The sequence below is a fragment of the Aquabacterium sp. OR-4 genome (genome assembly GCF_025290835.2).
Lineage (GTDB): Bacteria > Pseudomonadota > Gammaproteobacteria > Burkholderiales > Burkholderiaceae_C > Pseudaquabacterium.
Map to the genome: position 1 here is coordinate 628873 of NZ_JAOCQD020000001.1, position 22079 is coordinate 650951.

Consider the following 22079-nt stretch of genomic DNA (forward strand, 5'->3'; position numbering starts at 1 on the left):
GGGCGCAGAGATGAATGTTGCGCTGCCGCTCTTTCAGGCGTCGGATGAGACACGCCGGGAGAATGCGCTTCATTCGTACCCGGTGGTGTCGCTGTTCTCCGGCGCGATGGGCTTGGATCTCGGACTCAACGAAGCCGGTCTGCGGGTTGCTGTGTCGCAGGACATTGACCGCTGGTGCGTGGAAACCATGCGTCGAAACGGGCACGTCGCGGTGGAAGGTGATATCCGTGACCTGCTGGCAGATGACCCGCACTGTCGCTTCCTGACTGACGTGGCGGGCATCTCGCCCAAGAAGGTGTTCGCCGTTGTGGGCGGTCCGCCTTGCCAGCCGTTTTCCACGGCCGGCAAGCGCCTGGGCGCAGAAGACGAACGCGGCCAGTTGTACGAACACTTCGTCGCTGTGGTCGAAGCCCTGCGGCCGCGCTTCTTCATCATGGAGAACGTCAAGGGCCTCGCCAGCATGCCAAGCCGTGCCGATGATCCTGACTCGCCGCCCTTGCTGGATGAGATCCTGGAGGCATTCGGGGACGCGGGATACAAGACAGTGCATGGCGTGCTGGATGCGGTGCACTACGGCACGCCACAGTTCCGCGAACGGCTGGTCATCGTCGGCAGCCGAGATGCGGAGGACATCTTTTTACCGATCCCCACGCACTTCCACCGGCATCAAAACCCAGAGTGCCGCTGGCGCACCCTGGAGGATGCACTGCGCGAGCTGGGTGATCCCGGGCCCTGTGCCAGTCTTTCTGCCCAGGCCAGGAGATACCTCGCCATGGTGCCTGCCGGGGGAAACTGGAAGAGCCTGCCGTCGCACGTCGCGCGCGAAGCCATGGGCGGCGCCTTTGAGTCAGGCGGAGGCAAGGTGGGCTTCTTCCGCCGTTTGAGCTTCTCGGAGCCTTCGCCGACCTTGGTCACGTCGCCCAATCAGAAGGCGACCATGCTTTGTCACCCCACCGAACTTCGAACTTTGTCGGTGAGGGAATACGCCCGCATTCAGCAATTCCCTGACAACTGGGTGTTCGAGGGGCGTTCGGCCGAAGCGTATCGGCAGATTGGCAATGCTGTCCCGGTGCCGTTGGGGCGAGCCCTGGGCCAGATGCTGCTCGCCGTGGCGCAGGGCAATGCAGAGGTCAAGGTCAAGCGAATGCGAGGAACGTCGGTGCACAAACGCATGGCATGGTTGCCAGGGGGCAACGATGATCAGTGACGCGGCGCTTGGCGCAGAGGTCGGCCGTCTCCTCGAAGTGCTCTACCAGAAGCGCTTCGCGGCGCTCGACCGCCTGACCTTGAGTGATCTGCTCGCGAAGAATCCCTATCTGTATCGCGCACTCGGGCTGACCAAGCCGTCAAATTTCATCGAACAGTTGCTGATTGCTCGCGTTTCCAGTTCTGACGAGACGATTTTCGGCAATGATTTTCTGGAGCCTTTGGCAGTCTTTGCGGCCAGGCATGGCGTTGGGCACAAAAAGGGTGTGCAGGTCAATGTGGGCGCTGGCGCGGGACAGGACATTGCAATTGAAACGCCGGACGCCTATCTGGCGGTGTCGGTCAAATCAGGCAAGAACATCTTCAATTCGCAGAGTGACAAGGGGCAGTCGGCCGAATTCAAGGCTTTGCAGGCCCGCTTGAAAAAGCTCAACAAGATGTTCAGGCCGATCATCGGCTATGGCTATGGCCGCAAGGCCGTACGCGCGGAGTCCGCCGTAGAGAAGCTCGCGGGCCAGGCGTTCTGGCGCGAGCTCTCGGGAGAAGAGGACTTCTACCTTCGCATCAGCCGGGCCATGGCGCCATTCGCAACCGAGCATGGCGCGGCATACCGCGCTCAGTTTGAGCGGGCGCAGTGCCGCCTGTTGAAGCAGTTCATGCTGCACTTTGTGGGTGACGATGGCGAGGTTCTCTGGGATGCACTGGTAGCGTTCAACAGCTCGGTGGCAAGGCCGGCGCGGTTGAAAGATCTTGGCTGAAGCCGTTTCGTCCGACCGACACCTATGCGCCACCATGCCGCCATCGCCCTGACGCTGCTGGCGATGCTGGCATCGGGCGCGGCGCGGGCGCAGGCCGTGGCCACGCAGGAGCCCACCGCCGCCCAGCGCTGCCTGACCGTGCTGCCCGGCGCCCCCGGCGATCAGCCGGTCTACCCCTTCGAGCCGTTCAAGCGCGGCAAGGCCGGCAAGGTGTTGGTGGAGCTGCGGTTCACCAGCGCCGATCTCAGGCCGGCGCTCGAGATCCTGTCGCACGAGGGGGGCAGCACCTTTGTCGAGGCCGTGCGCGACCATGTGCAGCACCTGCGCGTGCCCTGCCTTGAGGCGCGCGAGGGCCCGTCGACCGTGCGCTTCGACTACGTGTTCCGGCCCGAGGCCGACCGCCCGGTGCAGTCCGAGCAACGCGAGCGCATGCCGCCCGACAGCACCGGCATGGGCTGCCCGTTCAATGTGAGCTTCACTGCGCGGCAGCCCGAGCTGCCCAACCACGTGGTTCAGCGCGACAACTGGCGCGCCGAGCGGCAGCCGTTCATGGCCTGGTTGCGAGCGCTCAAGCTGGAAGGTCCGACCCGGCTGCTCGACGCGGTCTACGGCGACACCACCCATTTCCAGGTGCCCTGCTACAAAATCGAATCAACCCCATCCACCAACAAGGAGTGACAGACATGACCATCAAGATCGGCATCAACGGTTTCGGCCGCATCGGGCGCATGGTGTTCCGTGCCGCCATCGCCAACTTCTCCGACATCCAGGTGGTCGGCATCAACGACCTGCTGGAGCCCGACTACCTGGCCTACATGCTCAAGTACGACAGCGTGCACGGCCGCTTCAAGGGCGAGGTGTCGGTGGAGGGCAACCACCTGATCGTCAACGGCAACAAGATCCGCCTGACGGCCGTGAAGGACCCCGCCGAGCTGAAGTGGGGCGAGATCGGCGCCGACATCGTGGTCGAGGCCACCGGCCTGTTCCTGACCAAGGACGCTGGCGAGAAGCACCTGGCCGCCGGTGCCAAGAAGGTGGTCTTCTCGGCGCCCAGCAAGGACGACACGCCGATGTTCGTCTACGGCGTCAATCACCAGAGCTATGCCGGCCAGGCCATCATCAGCAACGCCAGCTGCACCACCAACTGCCTGGCACCGGTGGCCAAGGTGCTGAACGACACCTGGGGCATCAAGCGCGGCCTGATGACCACGGTGCACGCCGCCACCGCCACGCAAAAGACCGTGGACGGCCCCAGCAACAAGGACTGGCGCGGCGGCCGCGGCATCCTCGAGAACATCATCCCCAGCAGCACCGGCGCGGCCAAGGCGGTGGGCGTGGTGATCCCCGAGCTGAACAAGAAGCTCACCGGCATGGCCTTCCGCGTGCCGACCAGCGACGTGAGCGTGGTCGACCTGACCGTCGAGCTGGAGAAGGAAGCCAGCTACGCCGAGATCTGCGCCGCGATGAAGGCGGCCAGTGAAGGTGCCATGAAGGGCGTGCTCGGCTACACCGAGGACAAGGTGGTGGCCACCGACTTCCGCGGTGAAAGCTGCACCAGCGTGTTCGACGCCGAGGCCGGCATTGCGCTGGACAAGACCTTCGTCAAGGTGGTGAGCTGGTACGACAACGAGTGGGGCTATTCGAACAAGGTGCTCGAGATGGTGCGCGTGATCGCCTGATCGGCGCGGCCTGGGCCCGGGCGGCAGTGCGCCGCCCGGCCGGTATCGCAGCGTTACCGACAGGCAGCATTTCTTCACGTGGCCGGCATAGCATGCCGGCCACGTGCGTTTCGGGGCTGTGGCCGATGGGGCGCGTGACGGCCTTTTAGGCGCTTTGCCCGGCGCCAGCTTCTGGAATGATCCGCCGATGAGCCATCCCATCTCGATCTGGCGCGGCCTGCTGCCCGCCCTTGCGCTGGCCCTGCTGGGGCCCTGGGCCGCTGTGGTGCAGGCCGATACCGGGCACCCGGCTGCCCAGGCGCTGGCGCAGCGCGCGGCCCGCGCCCAGGCCACGGCGCTGGAAGACGCCAACGAAGGCCGCGTGATCGTGCAGTACCGCCGCGGCGCCACGCTGCTGGCGGCCTCGCCGCGCCGCGCCCAGCATGCGGCCGCGATGGGCCGGCGCCTGTCGCTGCCGCTGACCGATGGCCGCGCGCTGGGCGAGCGCATGCAGGGCCTGCGCGGCAAGGGCCTGAGCTCGAGCGCGCTGGCGGCCCGCCTGGCCGTCCAGGCCGATGTGGAATGGGCGGTGGTGGATGGCCGCAAGAGCACCGCCGCGGTGCCCAACGACCCGTTTTTTGGCGACAACCAGACCAGCGTGACCCCGGTGGTGGGCCAGTGGTATCTGCGCGCCGCCGACAGCACCCTGGTCTCGGCCACCAACGCCGTGGCCGCGTGGGACATCACCACCGGCCTGGCCAGCGTCACCGTGGCGGTGCTCGACACCGGCGTGCGCTTCGACCACCCCGACCTGGCAGGCAAGCTGCACCCGGGCTACGACTTCGTGCGCAGCGCCATCGATTCCGACAGCAGCAGCGGCGCCGACGGCGATGCCAGCGACCCCGGCGACGCCATCGGCTGCAGCACCAGCAGCAAGAGCAGCTGGCACGGCACCCAGGTGGCCGGCCTGGTGGCCGCGGCCACCGACAACGGCCTGGGCGTGGCCGGCATCGGCCGCAACGTGATGGTGCTGCCGGTGCGTGTGCTGGGCCAGTGCGGCAGCGGCTACGACAGCGACATCATCGCCGGCATGCGCTGGGCCGCCGGCCTGTCCAACGACAGCAGCTGCACCAGCGCGTCCACGCCCTCGGCCACCTGCAACCCGAACCCGGCCAAGGTGATCAACATGAGCCTGGGCGGCAGCGGCAGCTGCAGCAGCTCGTACCAGACCACGCTGACCGAACTGGTCAACGCCGGCGTGGCGGTGGTGGTGGCGGCGGGCAACGACGCCGGCCATGCCGTCAACTCGCCGGCCAACTGCACCGGTGCCATCGGCGTGGCCGGCGTGCGCCATGCCGGCACCAAGGTGGGCTACTCCAATCTGGGCCCGCAGATCGCACTGGCCGCACCGGCCGGCAACTGCGTCAACGTCAGCACCGGTTCGGCCTGCCTGTATCCGCTGATGACCACCACCAACCTGGGCAGCACCGCACCGGGCAGCAACGGCTACAGCGACAGCTTCACCACCTCGCTGGGCACCAGCTTCGCATCGCCGCTGGTGGCCGGCACGGTGGCGCTGATGCGCTCGCTGGCGCCGGGCATGACGCCGGCGCAGCTCAAGACCGCGCTGCAGGGCTCGGCACGCGCCTTTCCCAGCACCGGCGGCACCGACAGCACCGTGACCAGCTGCCGCGCCCCCACCGCCACCGACCAGCTGGAGTGCTACTGCACCACCAGCACCTGCGGCGCGGGCATGCTCGACACCGCCGCTGCCGTGGTCCAGGCGCAGGCGCTGGTGGCCGCGGCCGCGGCGCCCACGGCGGTGATCACGGCCGGCGCCACCACGCCAACCCTCGGCGACAGCGTGGCGCTCAGCGCCGCGGCCTCGCAGGCCAACGGCGTGCGCACGCTGGTCGGCTGGCAATGGCAGATCAGCAGCGGCGCCAGCCTGGCCAGCTTCAGCGGCGCCACCAACAGCGCCAGCGCCACGCTGCTCACCACCGGCGCGGGCAGCGTGACCGTGAGCCTGACCGTGACCGACAGTGCCGGCGCCACCGCCAGCAGCACGCAGGTGATCACGGTGCAGGCGGCGGCCGCGGGCGGCAGCGGGTCGAGCGCCACCACCAGCAGCGGCAGCAGTGGCGGCAGTGGCGGTGGTGGTGGTGCCCTGGGTGCCGGCTGGCTGGCCGGCCTGCTGCTGGCGGTGCTGGCCCTGGCCCGGGGCCGGGCCGCCGGCGCGGCAGCGTCAGGCGCGCGAGGCTGAGGCCGGCGGCTGCAGCGCCGCCGAGGCGGCGTTGGCCGCACCGGCCGGCACGGCGCACGGCCGCCAGGCCTGGGCCGCGGGCAGGGCCAGTGTGGCGCTGCGGGCCGCCAGCTGGTGGCTGGCCGCATCGGCCACGCGCAGCAGGCTGGCCGGCGGGCGCGCCTCCAGCGTCACCACCCGCGCGCTGATCACGCCGCGCACCTGCAAGGCCGCCAGTGCGGTCTCGGCGCTGCGGGCGTCGGCAAAACGGCCCAGCATCAAAGTGGGCAGCAGGCGGGCCGGGATGTCGGGCGAAGCCTGCAGCTCGGTGAAGGCCACGCCGCGGCGGCGCAGCTCGCCGACCTTGCGCTGCAACTGCTCGGCATCGGCATAACGCGCCATCAGGATGACATGGCGGGCCGCGGCCGGCGCACTGGCCAGCTGCCAGGCGCTGTCGGGCACGCCGGCGGTGCGCAGCACCCGCTGCACGGTGGCCAGGCGCGCCGGCTCGAACGGGCCGGCCTCCAGGCACAGCGGCGCCGGCGCGCGCAGGGCCAGCAGGGGCCCGGCCGATGCGGCGCCCGAGCCAGCAGCGCCCACGCCGGCAGCGGCCGGGCCCGAGGCCGCCGGTGCGCTGGCGGCGGAGGCGGCAGATGCGGCAGATGCGGCAGCAGCCGGCGGGGCGCCCAGCGGCAGCACGCGCAAGGCGTCGGGGTTGACCTGGCGCTGCAGGCGCTCGGGCTCGTGCTCGCGCGGGCCATCGCCGTCCAGCCAGCGGGCGCTGCCGCTCAGGTGCGCGGTCAGCAGGCCGGCATTGACCAGCAGCAGGCCGATCAGCAGCGGCCTCAGCATGGCGCGCCACCCGCCATCAGGCGGCGCACGCTGACCTCGCCGCTGCTCACCGCCACGCGGCGGCCACTGCCGTCGTCCAGGCGCAGCCACAGCGTGCCCTGTGCGTCCACGCCATCGGCCACGCCGCGGTTGGCCTCGGCCAGCGTGGTGCTCACCGCCAGGCCGGCCAGCAGGTCGCGCGCGGCATAACGCGGCTGCAGCGGGGCAAAGCCGTGGCGGGCAAAGTCGAGCAGGGTCTGCACCAGGGCCGGCGCCACGCGGGCCAGGGCCTGTGGCGCGTCGAGGCCGGGCGCGAACTCCTGTGCGCAGGCATAGCCCCAGGGCAGGGCCGCGGCCTCGTTGCCCGGCGCTGCGGCCGGGCGCGGCTGCAGGTTCAGGCCGATGCCGATCACGGCCACCCGCTCGTTGCCCAACGGCAGGGTCTCGATCAGGATGCCGCCCAGCTTGCGGCCCACGCAGCCGGCATCGGCCAGCAGCAGGTCGTTGGGCCACTTCAGGCCGATGCGGGGCGCGCTGCCCGCTGCACGCGCCGCGGGCGGATCGAGCGCCTCGGCCACCGCCAGGCCCACGGCCAGCGACAGGCCCGACCAGTCGGCCGGCGCATAGGGCAGCATCAGCGAGAAGGTGAGCGCGCTGCCCGGCGGCGTGACCCAGGCCTTGCCCTGGCGGCCACGCCCGGCGGTCTGGGTTTCGGCCACCAGCAGGCAGGGCAGGGTGTCGTCGTGGCGGTGCTGTCCGCCGCGGGTGTCGGGGCGGTCGTCGCTGCGGCGCTGGCCGCGGCGCACACGCTCGAGCAGCTCGGTGTTGGTGGAGCCCATGCGCGCCACCACCTCCACGCTCAGGCCCGGCAGCAGCGGCTCGAGCTGCTGCCACAGCGCCTCGGCGCCCCAATGGATCATGTCAGCCCCTCGGCCGCCGAGAACGCCGGCCAATCCCCCGAGGGGATCGCGGGCCGGCTCGGGAGCGGCCCGGCGCTCGTGCCGCGCACGCTGCTTGAAACTGCAGGTTTCATTGGCCGTCAGTTGTTGAAGCCGCTCTTTTTCAGCGTTGGGTGGCCTTCTTGCGCGGCTGCTTGGGCGCCAGCATGTGGCCGCGGCAGCCGGCGGCGCCGCAGCGGCAGGCAAAGCGTTTTTTCAGTGCCGGGGTCATGCGCTCGTCGATCACCAGGCCGTAGTCGAAGAACAGCTCTTCACCCGCGGCGATGTCGCGCAGCGCATGCAGCAGCACGCGGCCGCTGGCATCGTCGGCCTCGATGTTGGGGTCGCAGGAGTGGTTGATCCACTTGGCCGAGTTGCCGTGCAGGCGGCCGTCGATCACCAGCTCGTCGCTGAGGTGGAAGTAGAAGGTGTGGTCGGGCTGCGACGGATCGTGCGGGTGGCGGCGCACCGCCTCATCCCAACCGATGATCTCGCCGGTGTACTCGATCACGAATTCGCCCTCGGCAATGGGCTGCAGCGCGTACATGCCCTTGCCGTGCACACCGCTGCGGCGCACCTGCAGCCGGCGGCCATGGCCCCTGGGCGCCGCCGTGGCCGCGGTGTCGGCATGGGCCTGCGATGGCACATGGCGGGCGGCCGGTGCGTGCGAGTCGGGATCGTGATCGTTGGCTTGCACGGCAAACTTCATTGGGTAAAGTGAATTCATGGGCGCGTGCGCACACCCGTACATGGGCGTGCGCGCGTGCGAGACTGCGGCGCGGATTGTAGGCACGGCCTCCCTGGCACAGGGCAAGGCACGGCCTGGACTCCCACCCGAGCGAGTTTGCCGACCCGAGACATGACCAAGACCCTCATCATTGCCGAGAAGCCCAGCGTGGCGCAGGACATCGTGCGCGCGCTCACGCCCACGGCCGGAAAGTTCGAGAAGCTGGCCGAGCACTTCGAGAACGAGCGCTACGTGGTCACCTCCGCGGTGGGCCATCTGGTGGAGATCAAGGCGCCAGAGGAGTACGACGTCAAGCGCGGCAAGTGGAGCTTTGCCCACCTGCCGGTGGTGCCGCCGCACTTTGACCTGGCGCCCATCGACAAGGCCAAGAGCCGGCTCAGCGCGGTGGTCAAGCTGGCCAAGCGCAAGGATGTGAGCGAGCTGATCAACGCCTGTGACGCGGGGCGCGAGGGTGAGCTGATCTTCCGCCTGATCGAGCAGTACGCGGCCGGCGCCAAGACCACGCTGGGCAAGCCGATCCGCCGCCTGTGGCTGCAGAGCATGACGCCGCAGGCCATCCGCGACGGTTTCGAGAAGCTGCGCAGCGACGAGCAGATGCAGGGCCTGGCCCATGCCGCGCGCAGCCGCAGCGAGGCCGACTGGCTGGTGGGCATCAACGGCACGCGGGCCATGACGGCCTTCAATTCGCGCGACGGCGGCTTCTTCCTCACCACCGTGGGCCGGGTGCAGACGCCCACGCTGTCGATCGTGGTCGAGCGCGAGGAAAAGATCCGCAAGCACGTGGCGCGCGACTACTGGGAGATCAAGGCCGGTTTTGCCGCGGCCGCCGGCGACTACGAGGCCAAGTGGTTCGACCCCAAGTACAAGAAGGGCGACGACCCCGATGCGCGCGCCGACCGCCTGTGGAACGAGGCCCAGGCCAACGCCATTGCCGACGCGGTGCTGGGCAAGAGCGGCACGGTCACCGAGGAAAGCAAGCCCAGCAGCCAGAGCTGCCCCGGCCTGTACGACCTGACCACGCTGCAGCGCGAGGCCAACGGCCGCTTCGGCTTCAGCGCCAAGACCACGCTGAGCCTGGCCCAGGCGCTGTACGAGAAGCACAAGGTGCTGACCTACCCGCGTACCGACTCGCGCCACCTGCCCGAGGACTACCTGGCGGTGGTGAAAGACACCTTCAAGATGCTGGCCGACGAAGACCTGCCCGGTCCGCTGCGCGCGCTCACCCAGCATGCCCGCAAGGGCCTGAACGAGGGCTATGTGAAGCCCAGCAAGCGCGTGTTCGACAACGCCAAGGTGTCGGACCACTTCGCCATCATCCCCACGCTGCAGGCGCCCAAGAGCCTCAGCGAGGCCGAGGCCAAGCTCTATGACCTGGTGGTCAAGCGCTTCATCGCGGTGTTCTACCCGTCGGCCGAGTTCCAGGTCACCACCCGCATCACCCAGGTCGAGGCGATGGGCCACACCCATCACTTCCAGACCAACGGCAAGGTGCTGGTCAACGCCGGCTGGCTGGCGGTGTACGGCAAGGAAGCGCAGACCGACGACGACAAGGACACCACCCTGGTGCCGGTGCAGCCCGGCGAGACGGTGGCCAACGAGCACATCAGCGTCAACGCGCTGAAAACCCGGCCGCCGGCCCGCTACACCGAGGCCACGCTGCTCAGCGCCATGGAAGGCGCCGGCAAGACCATCGACGACGACGAGCTGCGCGAGGCCATGGCCGAGAAGGGCCTGGGCACGCCAGCCACGCGCGCGCAGACCATCGAAGGCCTGATCACCGAGAAGTACATGCTGCGCGAGGGCCGCGAGCTGATCCCCACGGCCAAGGCCTTCCAGCTGATGACCCTGCTGCGCGGCCTGGACGTGGAAGACCTCACCAAGCCCGAGCTCACCGGCGCCTGGGAGCACCAGCTGGCCGAGATGGAGCATGGCCGCCTGAGCCGCGAGAAGTTCATGGAGGGCATCGCCGCCATGGCCGAGCGCATCGTCAAGAAGGCCAAGGAGTACGACCGCGACACCATCCCGGGTGACTACGCCACCTTGAAGGCGCGGTGCCCCAACTGCGGCGGCGTGGTGAAAGAGAACTACCGCCGCTTCACCTGCACGGGGGCCGAGGGCTCGACCGGCGCCGGGCCGTCCCAAGCCGGTCGAACCCCCTCGGGGGGCGGGGCCGGTATTCCGGCACCTGGGGGCGCCGAATCAGAGGGTTGCGGGTTCAGCATCACCAAGATCCCGGCCAGCCGCAGCTTCGAGCTGGCCGAGGTGGAAACCTTCCTGACCGACAAGAAGGTGGGCCCGCTGGAGGGCTTCCGCTCCAAGGCCGGCTGGCCCTTCACCGCCGAGCTGAAGCTGGTGCGCGACGACGAGATCGCCAACTGGAAGCTCGAGTTCGACTTTGGCGACGATGCCAAGGCCGGCGAGGGCGAGGGCGAGGCGGTGGATTTCTCGGGCCAGGAATCGCTGGGCAACTGCCCCAAGTGCAAGGGCCATGTCTACGAGTACGGCAGCAACTACCTGTGCGAGCACGCGGTGGGCGCCAACGTGACCTGCGACTTCAAGACCGGCAAGATCATCCTCACCCAGCCGATCAGCCACGACGAGGTGGGCAAGCTGCTGCGCACCGGCAAGACCGCCCTGTTCGACGGCTTCGTCTCCAACCGCACCAAGCGCAAGTTCAAGGCCATGCTGGTGTGGGACGAGAAGGAGGGCAAGGTGGGCTTCGAGTTCGAGCCGCGTGGCGACAAGGGTGCCAAGGGCGCCCCCGCCGCCAAGAAGACCGCCGGCCGCAAGGTGGCCGCGAAGAAGGCCGCCTGACCCGTGACCTGGCCCTGCCTGCGCGCCGCCGGTGCGCAGGCCTGCGTGCTCGACATCAGCGTCTCGCCCAACGGCAGGCGCACGGCTGCCGAGGGCTGGCACGACGGTGCCTTGCGCGTGCGCCTGGCCGCGCCGCCGGTGGATGGCAAGGCCAATGCCGCGCTGCTGGCCTGGCTGGCGGAAGCCATCGGCTGCCCCAGGCGCGATGTGAGCCTGCTGCGCGGCGACACCGCGCGCCGCAAGCAGCTGCGCATCGAGCGGCCCGAGGCCGAGCTGGCTGCGTGGCTGGCGAAGCTGGGCTTGCCCAGGCCCGAATGACCCGCCCGCCGGCGCTGCGGTGATCCACACCGCCAGCGCCCCGGGCCGCGGCATCATCGGCGCTTCATGACGCATCTCATCGCCTACAAGCTCCTGTCCATCGTGCTGGCCGTGGCGCTCGGCTGGCTGGCCGGGCGCATGCGCTGGCTGGGCGAGCCGGCCGCGCGTGCGGGCGATGCCGATCCGGCGCGCATGCTGGGCAACGCGGCCTTCTACATCTTTGTGCCGGCGCTGCTGATGCGCACCACCGCGCGGCTGGATCTGGCGGCGCTGCCGCGCACCACGCTGCTGGCCTTCTTTGTGCCGGCCATCGCGGTGACGCTGGGGGTCTATGCGCTGGCGCGCTGGCAGGCCGCACGCCTGCCGGCCGCCGCCGGCAACCTGGACGAGGCCGAGCGCCGCGCCGCCATGCCGGCCGTGCGCGCCTTTGCGGTGGTGTTCGGCAACTCGGTGCAGGTGGGCATTCCGGTGGCCACGGCCCTGTTTGGCGAAACCGGGCTGGGCATCCACGTCACCCTGGTGAGCCTGCATGCGCTGGTGCTGCTGACCCTGCTGACCGTGCTGGTGGAGCTGGACCTGGCGCGCGCCCGCTCGGCGCACGAGGCCTCGGCCAGCCTGCTGCGCACGGTGCGCATCACGGTGCGCAATGCCGTGATCCACCCGGTGACGCTGCCGGTGCTGCTGGGCCTGGCCTGGAACCTGACCGGCTGGCCGCTGCCGGTGCTGGCCGACGAGGTGCTGCAGCTGCTGGGCACCGCGGTGGCGCCGCTGTGCCTGGTGCTGATCGGCCTGTCGCTGGCCTACACGCGCCTGCATGGCGCCCTGGGCACGGCGCTGGGCATCACGCTGGCCAAGCTGCTGCTGATGCCGGCCGTGGTGCTGGTGGTGGCGCACTGGGGCTTCGGCCTGGGCGGCGTGCCGCTGGCCGTGGTGACGATGATGGCCGCGCTGCCCACCGGCAGCAATGCGCTGATCTTTGCGCAGCGCTACCGCTCGCAGGAGGCCGAGGCCACCGCGGCCAGCGTGCTGTCGACGCTGGGCTTCGCGTTCACCGTGCCGCTGTGGCTGGCGGTGCTGGCCCGGCTGTGAGCGGCCGCGCCGCGCCGGGCTGAGCGGCCGCACAGGCTGAAACGCCGGCCGGCGGCCGGTGCCGGCGAGTTTGGGACAATCAGGGCATGAACCCGAACGAGCTTCCGGCCTACATGGCCCACGTGGGCGCGGCCGCCCGCGCCGCCGCCACCGCCATGGCCGCCGCCTCCACGGCGGCCAAGAACGCCGCGCTGCGCGCGCTGGCCACGGCGCTGCGCGAGGCCGGCCCGGCCCTGCAGGCCGAGAACGCCAAAGACCTGGCGGCGGCGCGTGCCGCCGGCCTGGCCGAGCCCATGGTCGACCGGCTGAAGCTCACGCCGGCCGTCATCGACACCGTGGCCGAAGGCTGCGAGCAGATTGCCGCCATGCCCGACCCGATCGGCGAGATCAGCGGCGTCAAGCGCCGGCCCAGCGGCATCAGCGTGGGCCAGATGCGGGTGCCGCTGGGCGTGTTCGGCATGATCTACGAGAGCCGGCCCAACGTCACCATCGAGGCCGCCAGCCTGGCCATCAAGAGCGGCAATGCCTGCATCCTGCGCGGCGGCAGCGAGGCCCTGCACAGCAACCTGGCGCTGTGGAAGCTGGTGCAGGCCGCCCTGGTGCAGGCCGGCCTGCCGGCCGACGCGGTGCAACTGATCGAGACCACCGACCGCGCCGCCGTGGGCCGCCTGATCGCCATGCCCGAGTACGTGGACGTGATCATCCCGCGCGGCGGCAAGGGCCTGATCGAGCGCATCAGCGCCGAGGCGCGCGTGCCGGTGATCAAGCACCTCGATGGCAACTGCCACACCTATGTGGATGCGCAGGTCGACCTCGATCTGGCGGTGAAGGTCACCGACAACGCCAAGACGCAGAAGGTCAGCCCCTGCAACGCCACCGAGGGCCTGCTGGTGCATGCCGATCAGGCGCAGGCCTTTCTGCCGCGCATCGGCGCGGTGTTTGCGGCCAAGGGCGTGGAGATGCGCTGCGATGCCGCGGCCAAGGCCATCCTGGCCGGCGTGCCCGGCGCGGTGGTGGTGGACGCCACCGAGGCCGACTGGGCCACCGAGTACCTCGACAAGATCATCAGCGTGAAGGTGGTGCACAGCCTCGATGAGGCCATCGCCCACATCAACCGCCACGGCAGCCACCACACCGATGCCATCCTGACCACCAACCACCCGAACGCGATGCGCTTTCTGCGCGAGGTCGATTCGGCCAGCGTGATGGTCAACGCCAGCACGCGCTTTGCCGACGGCTTCGAGTACGGCCTGGGCGCCGAGATCGGCATCAGCACCGACAAGTTCCACGCCCGCGGGCCGGTGGGGCTGGAAGGCCTCACGTCGATGAAGTGGGTGGTGCTGGGCCAGGGCGAGGTGAGGACATGACCCCCCCCGAAGCGCCTTCGGCGCCTCCCCCCAGGGGGCGCCACCCTTGGCCCGGCAGAGCCGGATCCGCGATGGCCGCTGGGCTGCTGGCGTGAGCGGCGGCCGCATGGATTCGCGCACTGCCCTGGTTCTGTTCTCCGGCGGCCAGGATTCCACCGCCTGCCTGGCCTGGGCGCTGGACCGTTACGCCCGCGTCGAGACCATCGGCTTCGACTACGGCCAGCGCCACCGCATCGAGCTCGATTGCCGCCAGGTGCTGCGCCGTGAACTGGCCGCGCAGTTTCCGCACTGGGCGCCGCGGCTCGGTGACGACCATCTGCTCGACCTGAGCCTGCTGGGCCAGATCAGCGACACCGCGCTGACCCGCGAGCGCGCCATCGCGCTGCAGGCCAATGGCCTGCCCAACACCTTCGTGCCCGGGCGCAACCTGCTGTTCCTGACCTTTGCCGCCACGCTGGCCTACCGGCGCGGCGCCAGCGTGCTGGTGGGCGGCATGTGCGAGACCGATTTTTCGGGCTACCCCGACTGCCGCGACAACACGCTCAAGGCCCAGCAGGTGGCCTTGTCGCTGGGCCTGGACACGCCGATGAGCATTGAGACGCCGCTGATGTGGCTGACCAAGGCGCAGACCTGGGCGCTGACCCAGGGCCTGGGCGGCGATGCGCTGAACGCGCTGATCGTCGAGCACACCCACACCTGCTACCTGGGCGAGCGCGGCGCGCTGCACGCCTGGGGCCATGGCTGCGGCCAGTGCCCGGCCTGCGCGCTGCGGGCCGCGGGCCATGCGCAGTGGCAGGCCGCCCGTTGATGGACGCCGCCCGCTGATGGACGCCGCCTGGATGCCCGCCGGCCTGCCCTGGGGCTGGATCTGCCTGCTGCTGGTGCTGGGCCTGTGGATGCTGGGGGCGCGCAACCGCATCGTGGCGCTGCGCGGTGCGGTCAGCGCGGCCTGGCAGCAGGTGGATGGCGTGGTCAAGGCGCGCCAGCAGCTCATCGGTGCGCTGCTCGACGCCGCGCTGCCGCGGCTTGATTCCGAGCGCGGCGCGGTCGATGCCGTGGTCGGCGCGCAGATCCAGGTGGCCACGGCCGCCGAGGTGCTGCGCAAGCGGCCCACGCGCGAGGAGCCCGCCGCGGTGCTGGCGCGCGCCGAGATCAGCCTGACCTCGGCCCTGGTGCGCCTGGTGGCGCTGGTTGAAACGCATGGCGAGCTGCGCTTCGACCCGCAGGTGCAGCCCTCGCTGCGCGCCCTGGGCGAACTGGCGCCGCGCCTGGCCTTTGCCCGCGAGAGCTTCAACGAGGCGGTGCTGCGCTACAACGCCGCGATCGACCAGTTTCCGACCCGCCTGCTCAACGGCGTGTTCCGCTTCGAGCGCGCCGGCACGCTGTAGCCGCGCAGCGATGGCGGCCCGCGCGCAGCGGGTCAGCGCTCGGTCATCACCGAGGCGGTGGCCACCAACTCGTCAAACAGGGCCAGCGAGGCCTGGCCCGACACGGCATACGGGTCGAGCTCGGGCTTGGGCGAGTACTTCAGCAGCAGGGCCGGGTTCAGCCGGGCCATGTTCACCAGGCCCATCGACCAGCCCGAGAAGCGCCGCTCGCTGATCTCTTCATAGTGCAGCAGCTCCACGTCGGTGTGGCGCGGGTCGCGGGCGATCTTCAGGTAGACGCGGTTGACGGCGGTGCGGCCGCCCTCCAGCGCCTGCATGAAGATGCCGCTGGCCGGGCAGTGGCACAGCAGGCCGGTGATGCCCTGCGCCGGGTTGTTGTCCTTGCACTGGCGCAGGATGCTGGCCATGGCCTCGGCATCGAGCGGGCTGGTGCTGCGGCTGGCGTACATCAGGCGAACGAGCATGTTCAGCGCTCCTGGCTTTTCTTGGGCAGCAGCGAGAGAAATTCGCGCCGCAGGTTGGGGTCCTTCAGGAAGGCGCCACGCATCACGCTGTTGACCATCGCGCTGTCGTTGTCCTTCACGCCGCGCCAGTGCATGCAGAAGTGGTCGGCCTCCATCACGATGGCCATGCCGTCGGGCTTGACCCGCTCCTGCAGCGCATCGGCCAGCATCACCACCGCCTCTTCCTGGATCTGCGGCCGGCTCATCACCCACTCGCACACCCGGGCGTACTTCGACAGGCCGATCAGGTTGCTGTGCTCGTTGGGCAGGATGCCGATCCACACCCGCCCGAGGATCGGGCACAGGTGGTGGCTGCAGGCCGAGCGCACGGTGATCGGGCCCACGATCATCAGCTCGTTCAGGCGCGAGAAGTTCGGAAACTCGGTCACCGAGGGCATCGGGTGGTAGCGGCCGCGGAACACTTCCTCGACAAACATCTTGGCCACGCGCTGGGCGGTGTCGTGGGTGTTGTGGTCGCTGGCGGTGTCGATCACCAGCGCCTGCAGCACCTTGTGCATCTCGCGCTGCACCTCGGCCTTCAGCTCGTCGAGCTCGCCATCGCGCACATGGGCCGAGATGTTGTCGTTGGCGTGGTAGCGGCAGCCGGCGTTCACCAGCCGCCAGCGGATGCGCTCCGAGGCCGGCATCCGCGCCAGTTCTTCCTCGCTCAGGGCCGGTCGGTGGGCCAAATCGGGTGCCGTCATGGTGGACAGGTGTCGGGTGGGCAGGCGCGCATTGTGGGCCGGCGCCCGATGGCCGCGTGGGCGTGTGGCTTCGCAAGCGGCCGTCGGGGCTTGCAGCCGGCTTAGACTCGCCGCCCATGTCTGCGCCTGCCCCACCCCTGTCGCGCCTGCTTGATGCCGTGGCCGATGCAGTGGCCGCGGTGCGCGCCGGGCGCTCGCTCAACGAGCCGCTGGCGGCCTGCCCGGCCGAGCTGCGCGCCGGCACCCAGGCGCTGGCCTTCCACACCCTGCGCCACCTGGGGGCGGCCCAGGTGCTGCGCACGGCGCTGGCACCCAAGGCGCCTCCGCCCAAGGTCGACGCGCTGCTGCTCACCGCGCTGGCCCTGCTGTGGCCGGGCGAGGCGCCGCTGCCCTATGCCGCGCACACGCTGGTGGATCAGGCGGTGGGCGCGGCGCGCAAGCGCACGCCGCAGGCGGCCGGCTTTGTCAACGCCGTGCTGCGGCGCTTTCTGCGCGAGCAGGCCGCGCTGGTGGCCGCGGCGCAGGCCCGGCCCGAGGCGCTGCACCAGCACCCGGCCTGGTGGATCGAGCGCGTGCGCGCCGACTGGCCCGACCGCTTTGCCGCGCTGCTGGCCGCCGCCAACCGGCCGGCGCCGATGGTGCTGCGGGTCAACGCACGCCAGGGCGACGTGCCCGGCTACCTGGCCCGCCTGGCCGCGGCCGGCATCGGCGCCCGGGCGGTGCACGACGCCGCCACGCCGCAGGCCATCGTGCTGGACCAGCCCTGCGCGGTGCAACTGCTGCCCGGCTTTGCCGAGGGCGCGGTGTCGGTGCAGGACCTGTCGGCCCAGCGCGCCGCACCGCTGCTGCTGGGCCCGGCCGACGGCCTGCCGGCGCTGGCCGCGGGCGCGCGCGTGCTCGATGCCTGCGCCGCCCCCGGCGGCAAGACCGCCCACCTGCTCGAGCTGGCCGATCTCGACCTGCTGGCGCTGGACGCCGATGCCGGCCGCCTGGCCCGGGTGCGCGACACCCTCGCCCGCGTGGGCCGGCCGGCCGCGCTGGCCGCCGCCGATGCGCGCGACACCGCCGCCTGGTGGGACGGCCGCCCCTTCGACGCGATCTTGCTCGACGCGCCGTGCACCGCCTCGGGCATCGTGCGCCGCCACCCCGATGTGCGCTGGCTGCGCCGGCCGGCCGACGTGGCCGCGCTGGCCCGCACCCAGGCCGGCCTGCTGGACGCCCTGTGGCCGCTGCTGGCACCGGGCGGACGGCTGCTGTACGCCACCTGCTCGCTGTTTCGCGACGAGGGCAGTCGGCAGATCGACGCTTTTTTGCAACGCCACGGGGCGTCCGGGGCGCGGCTGTGGACGGGTTCTCCCGGCCATCTGCTGCCCCTGCCGGACAATGAGCCCACGCCAGCCGACGCGCCGACACAGGGCGACGGCTTCTTCTACGCCCTGCTGCACAAGCCTTGAGTTTCACCAGCCGATGCGCCGACACCTGCCGCCGCCCTTGCTGCCGGCCACGCTCAAGCGTGTGCTGCGCTGGCTGGGTGCGCTGCTGGCGCTGCTGAGCCTCAGCACCGCGCTGCACGCGCAAGGGGTGGATCTGGCCGGGCTGCGCGTCAAGCGCGCCGATGGCGAACTGGCACTCGACTACCAGGCCCGGCTGGCGCTGACGCCGCCAATCGAGGAGGCGCTGCACCGCGGCGTGCCGCTGTACTTCAGCGCCCAGGCCACCGTCTACCGCAACCGCTGGTACTGGCGCGACGAGCGCGTGGCCCGCGTCAGCCGCACCTGGCGCGTGGCCTACCAGCCGCTCACCGCGCAATGGCGGGTCAGCCTGGGCGGGCTGTCGCAGGTCTACGGCACGCTGTCGGAGGCGCTGGCGCCCTTGTCGCGGGTGAGCGGCTGGCGCGTGGCCGATGGCGAAAAGCTCGAGGCGGGCGAGCGCTACTACGTCGATTTCGTGTTCCGCCTCGACAGCAGCCAGCTGCCGCCGCCCATGCAGGTCGACATCGGCAACGACTGGAAGCTGGGCGTCGAGCGCACGCTGCGGGTGGACTGATGGGCGGCGCCAGGCGTTGCAGCGCGCAGCTCGGGTGCCGGGCCGGCATGGGCCAGCCGGCATGAGCAAATCAGCACGCTGGGCCCTGCTGGTCTCGTCGGTGGCGGTGCTGGGCATCGTGCTGGTGCTGGCCTTCGTGCTGTCGCTGTCGAGCACCGGCCTGGTCAGCGAGCGCAATTTCGTCTGGCTGTACTGGGTCAACGTGGCCGTGGCCGGCCTGCTGCTGCTGGTCATCGGGCTGGCGCTGATCCGCCTGCTCACGCGGCTGCGGCGCGGCAAGTTCGGCAGCCGGCTGCTGGTCAAGCTGGCCGGCATCTTTGCGCTGGTGGCGGTGCTGCCCGGTGCGCTGATCTATGGCGTGTCCTACCAGTTCGTTGGCCGCAGCATCGATGCCTGGTTCGACGCCCGCGTGGCCAGCGCGCTGGATGCCGGCCTGGCGCTGGGCCGCGGCACGCTCGACAGTGCCGCCGGCGATCTGGCCGCCAAGGCGCGCACCGGGGCCGACCGCCTGGCCGACCTGCGCGCCGCGCTGGGCCCGCTGGCGCTGGAGCGGGTGCGCGCCCAGCTCGACGTGCGCGACGCCGTGCTGCTGGGCGCCAACGGCCAGGTCATCGCCTCGGCCGGCGGCAGCAACGAAGCCCTGCAGCCCGAGCGGCCGGCCGCCAGCCTGCTGCGCCAGGCCCGCGCGCAGCGCAGCGTGGGCGTGCTCGAAGGCCTGGACGACGAGCCGCGCGCCGGCAACGCGCCCAGTGCCCGGGTGCGCGCGGTGGCCCAATTGCCCAACCTCGACATCTCGCTGGCCTCGGCCAACGAAGAGCGCTTTCTGATGCTGGTGCAGCCGGTGCCCGATGCGCTGGTGGCCCAGGCGCTGGCGGTGCAAAGCGCCTACCGCGACTACCAGCAGCGCGCCATCACCCGTGACAGCCTGCGCAGCATGCTGCTGGGCACGCTGACGCTGGCGCTGGTGCTCTCGGTGTTTGGCGCGCTGCTGCTGGCGGTGATGCTGGGCAACCAGATCGTGCGGCCGCTGCTGCTGGTGGCCGATGGCGTGCGCCAGGTGGCCGAGGGCGACCTGACGCCCAAGCCGGTGTTCGCCTCGCGCGACGAGCTGGGCGGCCTGACCCGCTCGTTCGCGCAGATGACCGAGCAGCTGTCCGAGGCGCGCGAGCAGGTGCAGCGCGGTGTCGGCCAGCTCGAACGTGCGCGCACGCGGCTGCAGACCATCCTCGACAGCCTGACCGCCGGCGTCATCGTGCTCGACCGCCAGGGCCGCATCGACACCGTCAACCCCGGCGCCACGCGCATCCTGCGCCAGCCGCTGTCGGCCTACCGCGGCCGCCGGCTCGACGAAGTGGCCGGCCTGGCCGACTTTGCCGGCGCGGTGTGGCAGCGCAGCGAGCTGCACCGCACCCACCCCGAGGCCGGCGAGCGCGACCACTGGCAGGACGCCTTCGAGCTGCCCATCGGTGGCAGCGCCGGCAGCATGCGCGACGGCGCCGGCGCGCATGAATCGGTCAACCTGCTGGTGCGCGGCGCCCTGCTGCCCGGCGAGCAGCGCCTGCTGGTCTTCGACGACATCACCGAGGTGGTGTCGGCCCAGCGCTCGGTGGCCTGGGCCGAGGTGGCGCGGCGCCTGGCGCACGAGATCAAGAACCCGCTCACGCCGATCCAGCTGTCGGCCGAGCGCCTGGAACACAAGCTGGCCGACCACCTGCCCGAGCCGGCCGACCGCGCCATGCTGACCCGCTCGGTGGCCACCATCGTGGCCCAGGTGCAGGCAATGAAGAAGCTGGTCGACGAATTTCGCGACTACGCCCGCCTGCCGGCGGCCAAGCTGGCGCCGCTGGACCTCAACGCCCTGGTGCGCGAGGTGCTGGGCCTGTATGCCGCCGCGCAGGAGCAGGGGCGCCTGGTGCCGCGGCTCGAGCCGGGCCTGCCGGGCATCGACGGCGACGCCAGCCAGCTGCGCCAGGTGATCCACAACCTGGTGCAGAACGCGCTGGATGCCGTGGCCGACCTGCCCGATGGCCAGGTGCAGGTGAGCACCGCCGCCGCCCGCGCCGACGACGGCGCGCTGCGCTCGGTGCGCCTGCGGGTGGCCGACAACGGCGCCGGGTTCAGCGACAAGGTGCTCAAGCGCGCCTTCGAGCCCTACATCACCACCAAGGCCAAGGGCACCGGCCTGGGCCTGGCGGTGGTGAAGAAAATCGCCGACGAACACGGTGCGCGGGTGCGCATCGTCAACCTGCGCGATCTGGCCGCGGCGGCGGGCCCCGAGACGGGGGTCACCGCTGCTGCGCACGAAGCCGCGCGCGGCGCACAAGTTTCGTTATCATTTTCTCGCTTTGCCCCGGCATGCCCATCGCCTGCCCCCCACATGCCGGCACAGGCCCGGACCTTGAACCCCGCCCAGGACACCACGGCCTCGCACGAGGACGCCCCCGGGCAGTGAGCACGCATGGCAACGATTCTTGTAGTTGACGACGAACTGGGCATCCGCGGCCTGCTGTCCGAGATCCTGTCCGACGAAGGTCACACCGTCGAACTGGCCGAAGACGCCAGCGAGGCGCGCGCCGCACGCGACCGTGTGCGGCCCGACCTGGTGCTGCTGGACATCTGGATGCCCGATGTCGATGGCATCTCCCTGCTCAAGGAGTGGGGCGCCAACGGCCAGCTCTCGATGCCGGTGATCATGATGAGCGGCCACGGCACCATCGACACCGCGGTCGAGGCCACCAAGTACGGCGCCACCGCCTTTCTCGAAAAACCGATCACGCTGCAAAAGCTGCTGCGCGCGGTGGAGCAGGCGCTGGTGCGCCCGGTGCCGCGTCAGGCCGGTCTGCCGGCCGGCCAGGGGCCCGGCGCCGGCCTGATCGGCGGCAGCCTGGGCAGCCCGGGGGGCCTGATCGGCGCCGCCGGCGGCCTGCTGCCACGCGGCCAGGAGCCCATGGGCATCGGCTACGACAGCCATGGCGCAGGCCTGCCCGTGGGCGGCGCGCCAGCGCTGGCCAGCGGCCCCCGCGCCGAGCAGAGCTTCGACCTCGACCGCCCGCTGCGCGAAGCCCGCGACGCCTTCGAGAAAAGCTATTTCGAGTTTCACCTGGCCAAGGAGAACGGCTCGATGACCCGCGTGGCCGAGAAGACCGGCCTCGAGCGCACCCACCTGTACCGCAAGCTCAAGCAACTGGGCGTTGACCTCACCCGCAACAAGCGCGGTTTGTCCTGAGCCCGGCGCGCCGCGCAGGCCCGGGTGGTGCCAGGGCGGTGCCAAGGCCGTGCCAGGGCCGTGCCAGGGCGGGCGATCCGCCGGTCAGCCGCCCGCAAAATCGCCGCAGCGCTTGCCGGCGCCCAATATTCCAGGCTATACTGGCGGGCTGTTGGCCTGGTAGCTCAGTTGGTAGAGCAGCGGATTGAAAATCCGCGTGTCGGTGGTTCGATTCCGCCCCAGGCCACCAGATCCTTGTCCACC

At 70.7% G+C, this 22079-nt stretch carries 20 protein-coding genes and 1 tRNA gene; 16 read left to right on the forward strand and 5 right to left on the reverse strand.

Translation table 11 applies throughout. The annotated features are described in order from the left end of the window. The first annotated feature begins 10 nt into the window (after positions 1-10). The 5 genes from N4G63_RS02540 (at position 11) to N4G63_RS02560 (ending at position 5885) form a co-directional block, all read left to right on the forward strand. Complete coding sequence (locus N4G63_RS02540; protein ID WP_260788918.1) at positions 11-1207, forward strand: DNA cytosine methyltransferase; 1197 nt, start codon at positions 11-13, stop codon at positions 1205-1207. Continuing rightward, positions 1197-1964 carry a PmeII family type II restriction endonuclease gene (locus tag N4G63_RS02545; protein ID WP_260788917.1) on the forward strand — a complete coding sequence of 256 codons (768 nt, stop codon included), beginning with the start codon at positions 1197-1199 and terminating at the stop codon, positions 1962-1964. Before N4G63_RS02540 ends, N4G63_RS02545 begins: the two co-directional genes overlap by 11 nt. A gap of 24 nt (positions 1965-1988) precedes the next feature. Next, positions 1989-2642: a hypothetical protein gene (locus N4G63_RS02550; protein WP_260788916.1), complete on the forward strand. Its 654-nt coding sequence runs from the start codon at positions 1989-1991 to the stop codon at positions 2640-2642. Positions 2643-2647: 5 nt separating this feature from the next. Continuing rightward, positions 2648-3643 carry a type I glyceraldehyde-3-phosphate dehydrogenase gene (gene gap / locus N4G63_RS02555; RefSeq protein WP_314599307.1) on the forward strand — a complete coding sequence of 332 codons (996 nt, stop codon included), beginning with the start codon at positions 2648-2650 and terminating at the stop codon, positions 3641-3643. Between the two features lie 187 nt (positions 3644-3830). Beyond that, a complete protein-coding gene (locus N4G63_RS02560) occupies positions 3831-5885 on the forward strand; it encodes a S8 family serine peptidase (RefSeq protein ID WP_260788914.1) in 2055 nt (684 codons plus the stop codon). Here N4G63_RS02560 and N4G63_RS02565 read toward each other — a convergent pair. The 3 genes from N4G63_RS02565 to N4G63_RS02575 form a co-directional block, all read right to left on the reverse strand. Next, positions 5868-6716 carry a hypothetical protein gene (locus N4G63_RS02565; protein WP_260788913.1) on the reverse strand — a complete coding sequence of 283 codons (849 nt, stop codon included), beginning with the start codon at positions 6714-6716 and terminating at the stop codon, positions 5868-5870. The two genes, N4G63_RS02560 and N4G63_RS02565, sit on opposite strands and share 18 nt — an antisense overlap. Then, a complete protein-coding gene (locus N4G63_RS02570) occupies positions 6710-7615 on the reverse strand; it encodes a biotin--[acetyl-CoA-carboxylase] ligase (protein WP_260788912.1) in 906 nt (301 codons plus the stop codon). Before N4G63_RS02570 ends, N4G63_RS02565 begins: the two co-directional genes overlap by 7 nt. A gap of 142 nt (positions 7616-7757) precedes the next feature. Beyond that, entirely contained in the window at positions 7758-8279 is a 522-nt protein-coding gene (locus N4G63_RS02575) for an SET domain-containing protein (protein ID WP_260789532.1), read from the reverse strand. A gap of 213 nt (positions 8280-8492) precedes the next feature. On the opposite strand from N4G63_RS02575, the gene N4G63_RS02580 reads away from it, so the two are divergent. The 6 genes from N4G63_RS02580 to N4G63_RS02605 all read left to right on the forward strand — a co-directional run bounded on the left by N4G63_RS02580 (position 8493) and on the right by N4G63_RS02605 (position 15357). Beyond that, positions 8493-11195 carry a DNA topoisomerase III gene (locus N4G63_RS02580; RefSeq protein ID WP_314599308.1) on the forward strand — a complete coding sequence of 901 codons (2703 nt, stop codon included), beginning with the start codon at positions 8493-8495 and terminating at the stop codon, positions 11193-11195. A 3-nt stretch (positions 11196-11198) separates the two neighbouring features. Then, positions 11199-11513: a DUF167 domain-containing protein gene (locus tag N4G63_RS02585; RefSeq protein ID WP_260788910.1), complete on the forward strand. Its 315-nt coding sequence runs from the start codon at positions 11199-11201 to the stop codon at positions 11511-11513. 66 nt (positions 11514-11579) lie between these two features. Beyond that, positions 11580-12602 (forward strand): AEC family transporter, encoded by a 1023-nt coding sequence (locus N4G63_RS02590; RefSeq protein WP_260788909.1) that lies wholly within the window; start codon positions 11580-11582, stop codon positions 12600-12602. A gap of 86 nt (positions 12603-12688) precedes the next feature. Further along, on the forward strand, positions 12689-13969 hold the full coding sequence (locus N4G63_RS02595) for a glutamate-5-semialdehyde dehydrogenase (protein WP_260788908.1): 1281 nt from the start codon (positions 12689-12691) through the stop codon (positions 13967-13969). 106 nt (positions 13970-14075) lie between these two features. Beyond that, positions 14076-14777, forward strand: a complete 702-nt coding sequence (queC, locus tag N4G63_RS02600; protein WP_260788907.1) for a 7-cyano-7-deazaguanine synthase QueC — start codon at positions 14076-14078, stop codon at positions 14775-14777. A gap of 16 nt (positions 14778-14793) precedes the next feature. Beyond that, a complete protein-coding gene (locus N4G63_RS02605; protein WP_260788906.1) occupies positions 14794-15357 on the forward strand; it encodes a LemA family protein in 564 nt (187 codons plus the stop codon). A gap of 32 nt (positions 15358-15389) precedes the next feature. Here the strand turns inward: N4G63_RS02605 and N4G63_RS02610 are convergent, their stop codons facing one another. Both N4G63_RS02610 and folE read right to left on the reverse strand, forming a co-directional pair. Continuing rightward, positions 15390-15821: a BLUF domain-containing protein gene (locus N4G63_RS02610; protein WP_314599309.1), complete on the reverse strand. Its 432-nt coding sequence runs from the start codon at positions 15819-15821 to the stop codon at positions 15390-15392. Between the two features lie 2 nt (positions 15822-15823). Continuing rightward, the gene (gene folE / locus N4G63_RS02615; RefSeq protein ID WP_314599310.1) at positions 15824-16564 is read right to left on the reverse strand and encodes a GTP cyclohydrolase I; all 741 of its coding nucleotides are present in this window, start codon (positions 16562-16564) and stop codon (positions 15824-15826) included. Positions 16565-16680: 116 nt separating this feature from the next. Here folE and rsmB point away from each other — a divergent pair, with 116 nt between their 5' ends. The 5 genes from rsmB (at position 16681) to N4G63_RS02640 (ending at position 22065) form a co-directional block, all read left to right on the forward strand. Beyond that, entirely contained in the window at positions 16681-18018 is a 1338-nt protein-coding gene (rsmB, locus tag N4G63_RS02620) for a 16S rRNA (cytosine(967)-C(5))-methyltransferase RsmB (protein ID WP_260788905.1), read from the forward strand. A 13-nt stretch (positions 18019-18031) separates the two neighbouring features. Continuing rightward, complete coding sequence (locus N4G63_RS02625) at positions 18032-18610, forward strand: DUF4390 domain-containing protein (protein WP_260788904.1); 579 nt, start codon at positions 18032-18034, stop codon at positions 18608-18610. Between the two features lie 61 nt (positions 18611-18671). Continuing rightward, positions 18672-21062: a sensor histidine kinase gene (locus tag N4G63_RS02630; protein ID WP_260788903.1), complete on the forward strand. Its 2391-nt coding sequence runs from the start codon at positions 18672-18674 to the stop codon at positions 21060-21062. Between the two features lie 6 nt (positions 21063-21068). Next, complete coding sequence (locus tag N4G63_RS02635) at positions 21069-21836, forward strand: response regulator (protein WP_260788902.1); 768 nt, start codon at positions 21069-21071, stop codon at positions 21834-21836. Between the two features lie 153 nt (positions 21837-21989). Further along, positions 21990-22065 (forward strand) — tRNA-Phe (locus N4G63_RS02640). The last annotated feature ends 14 nt before the right edge of the window (positions 22066-22079 follow it).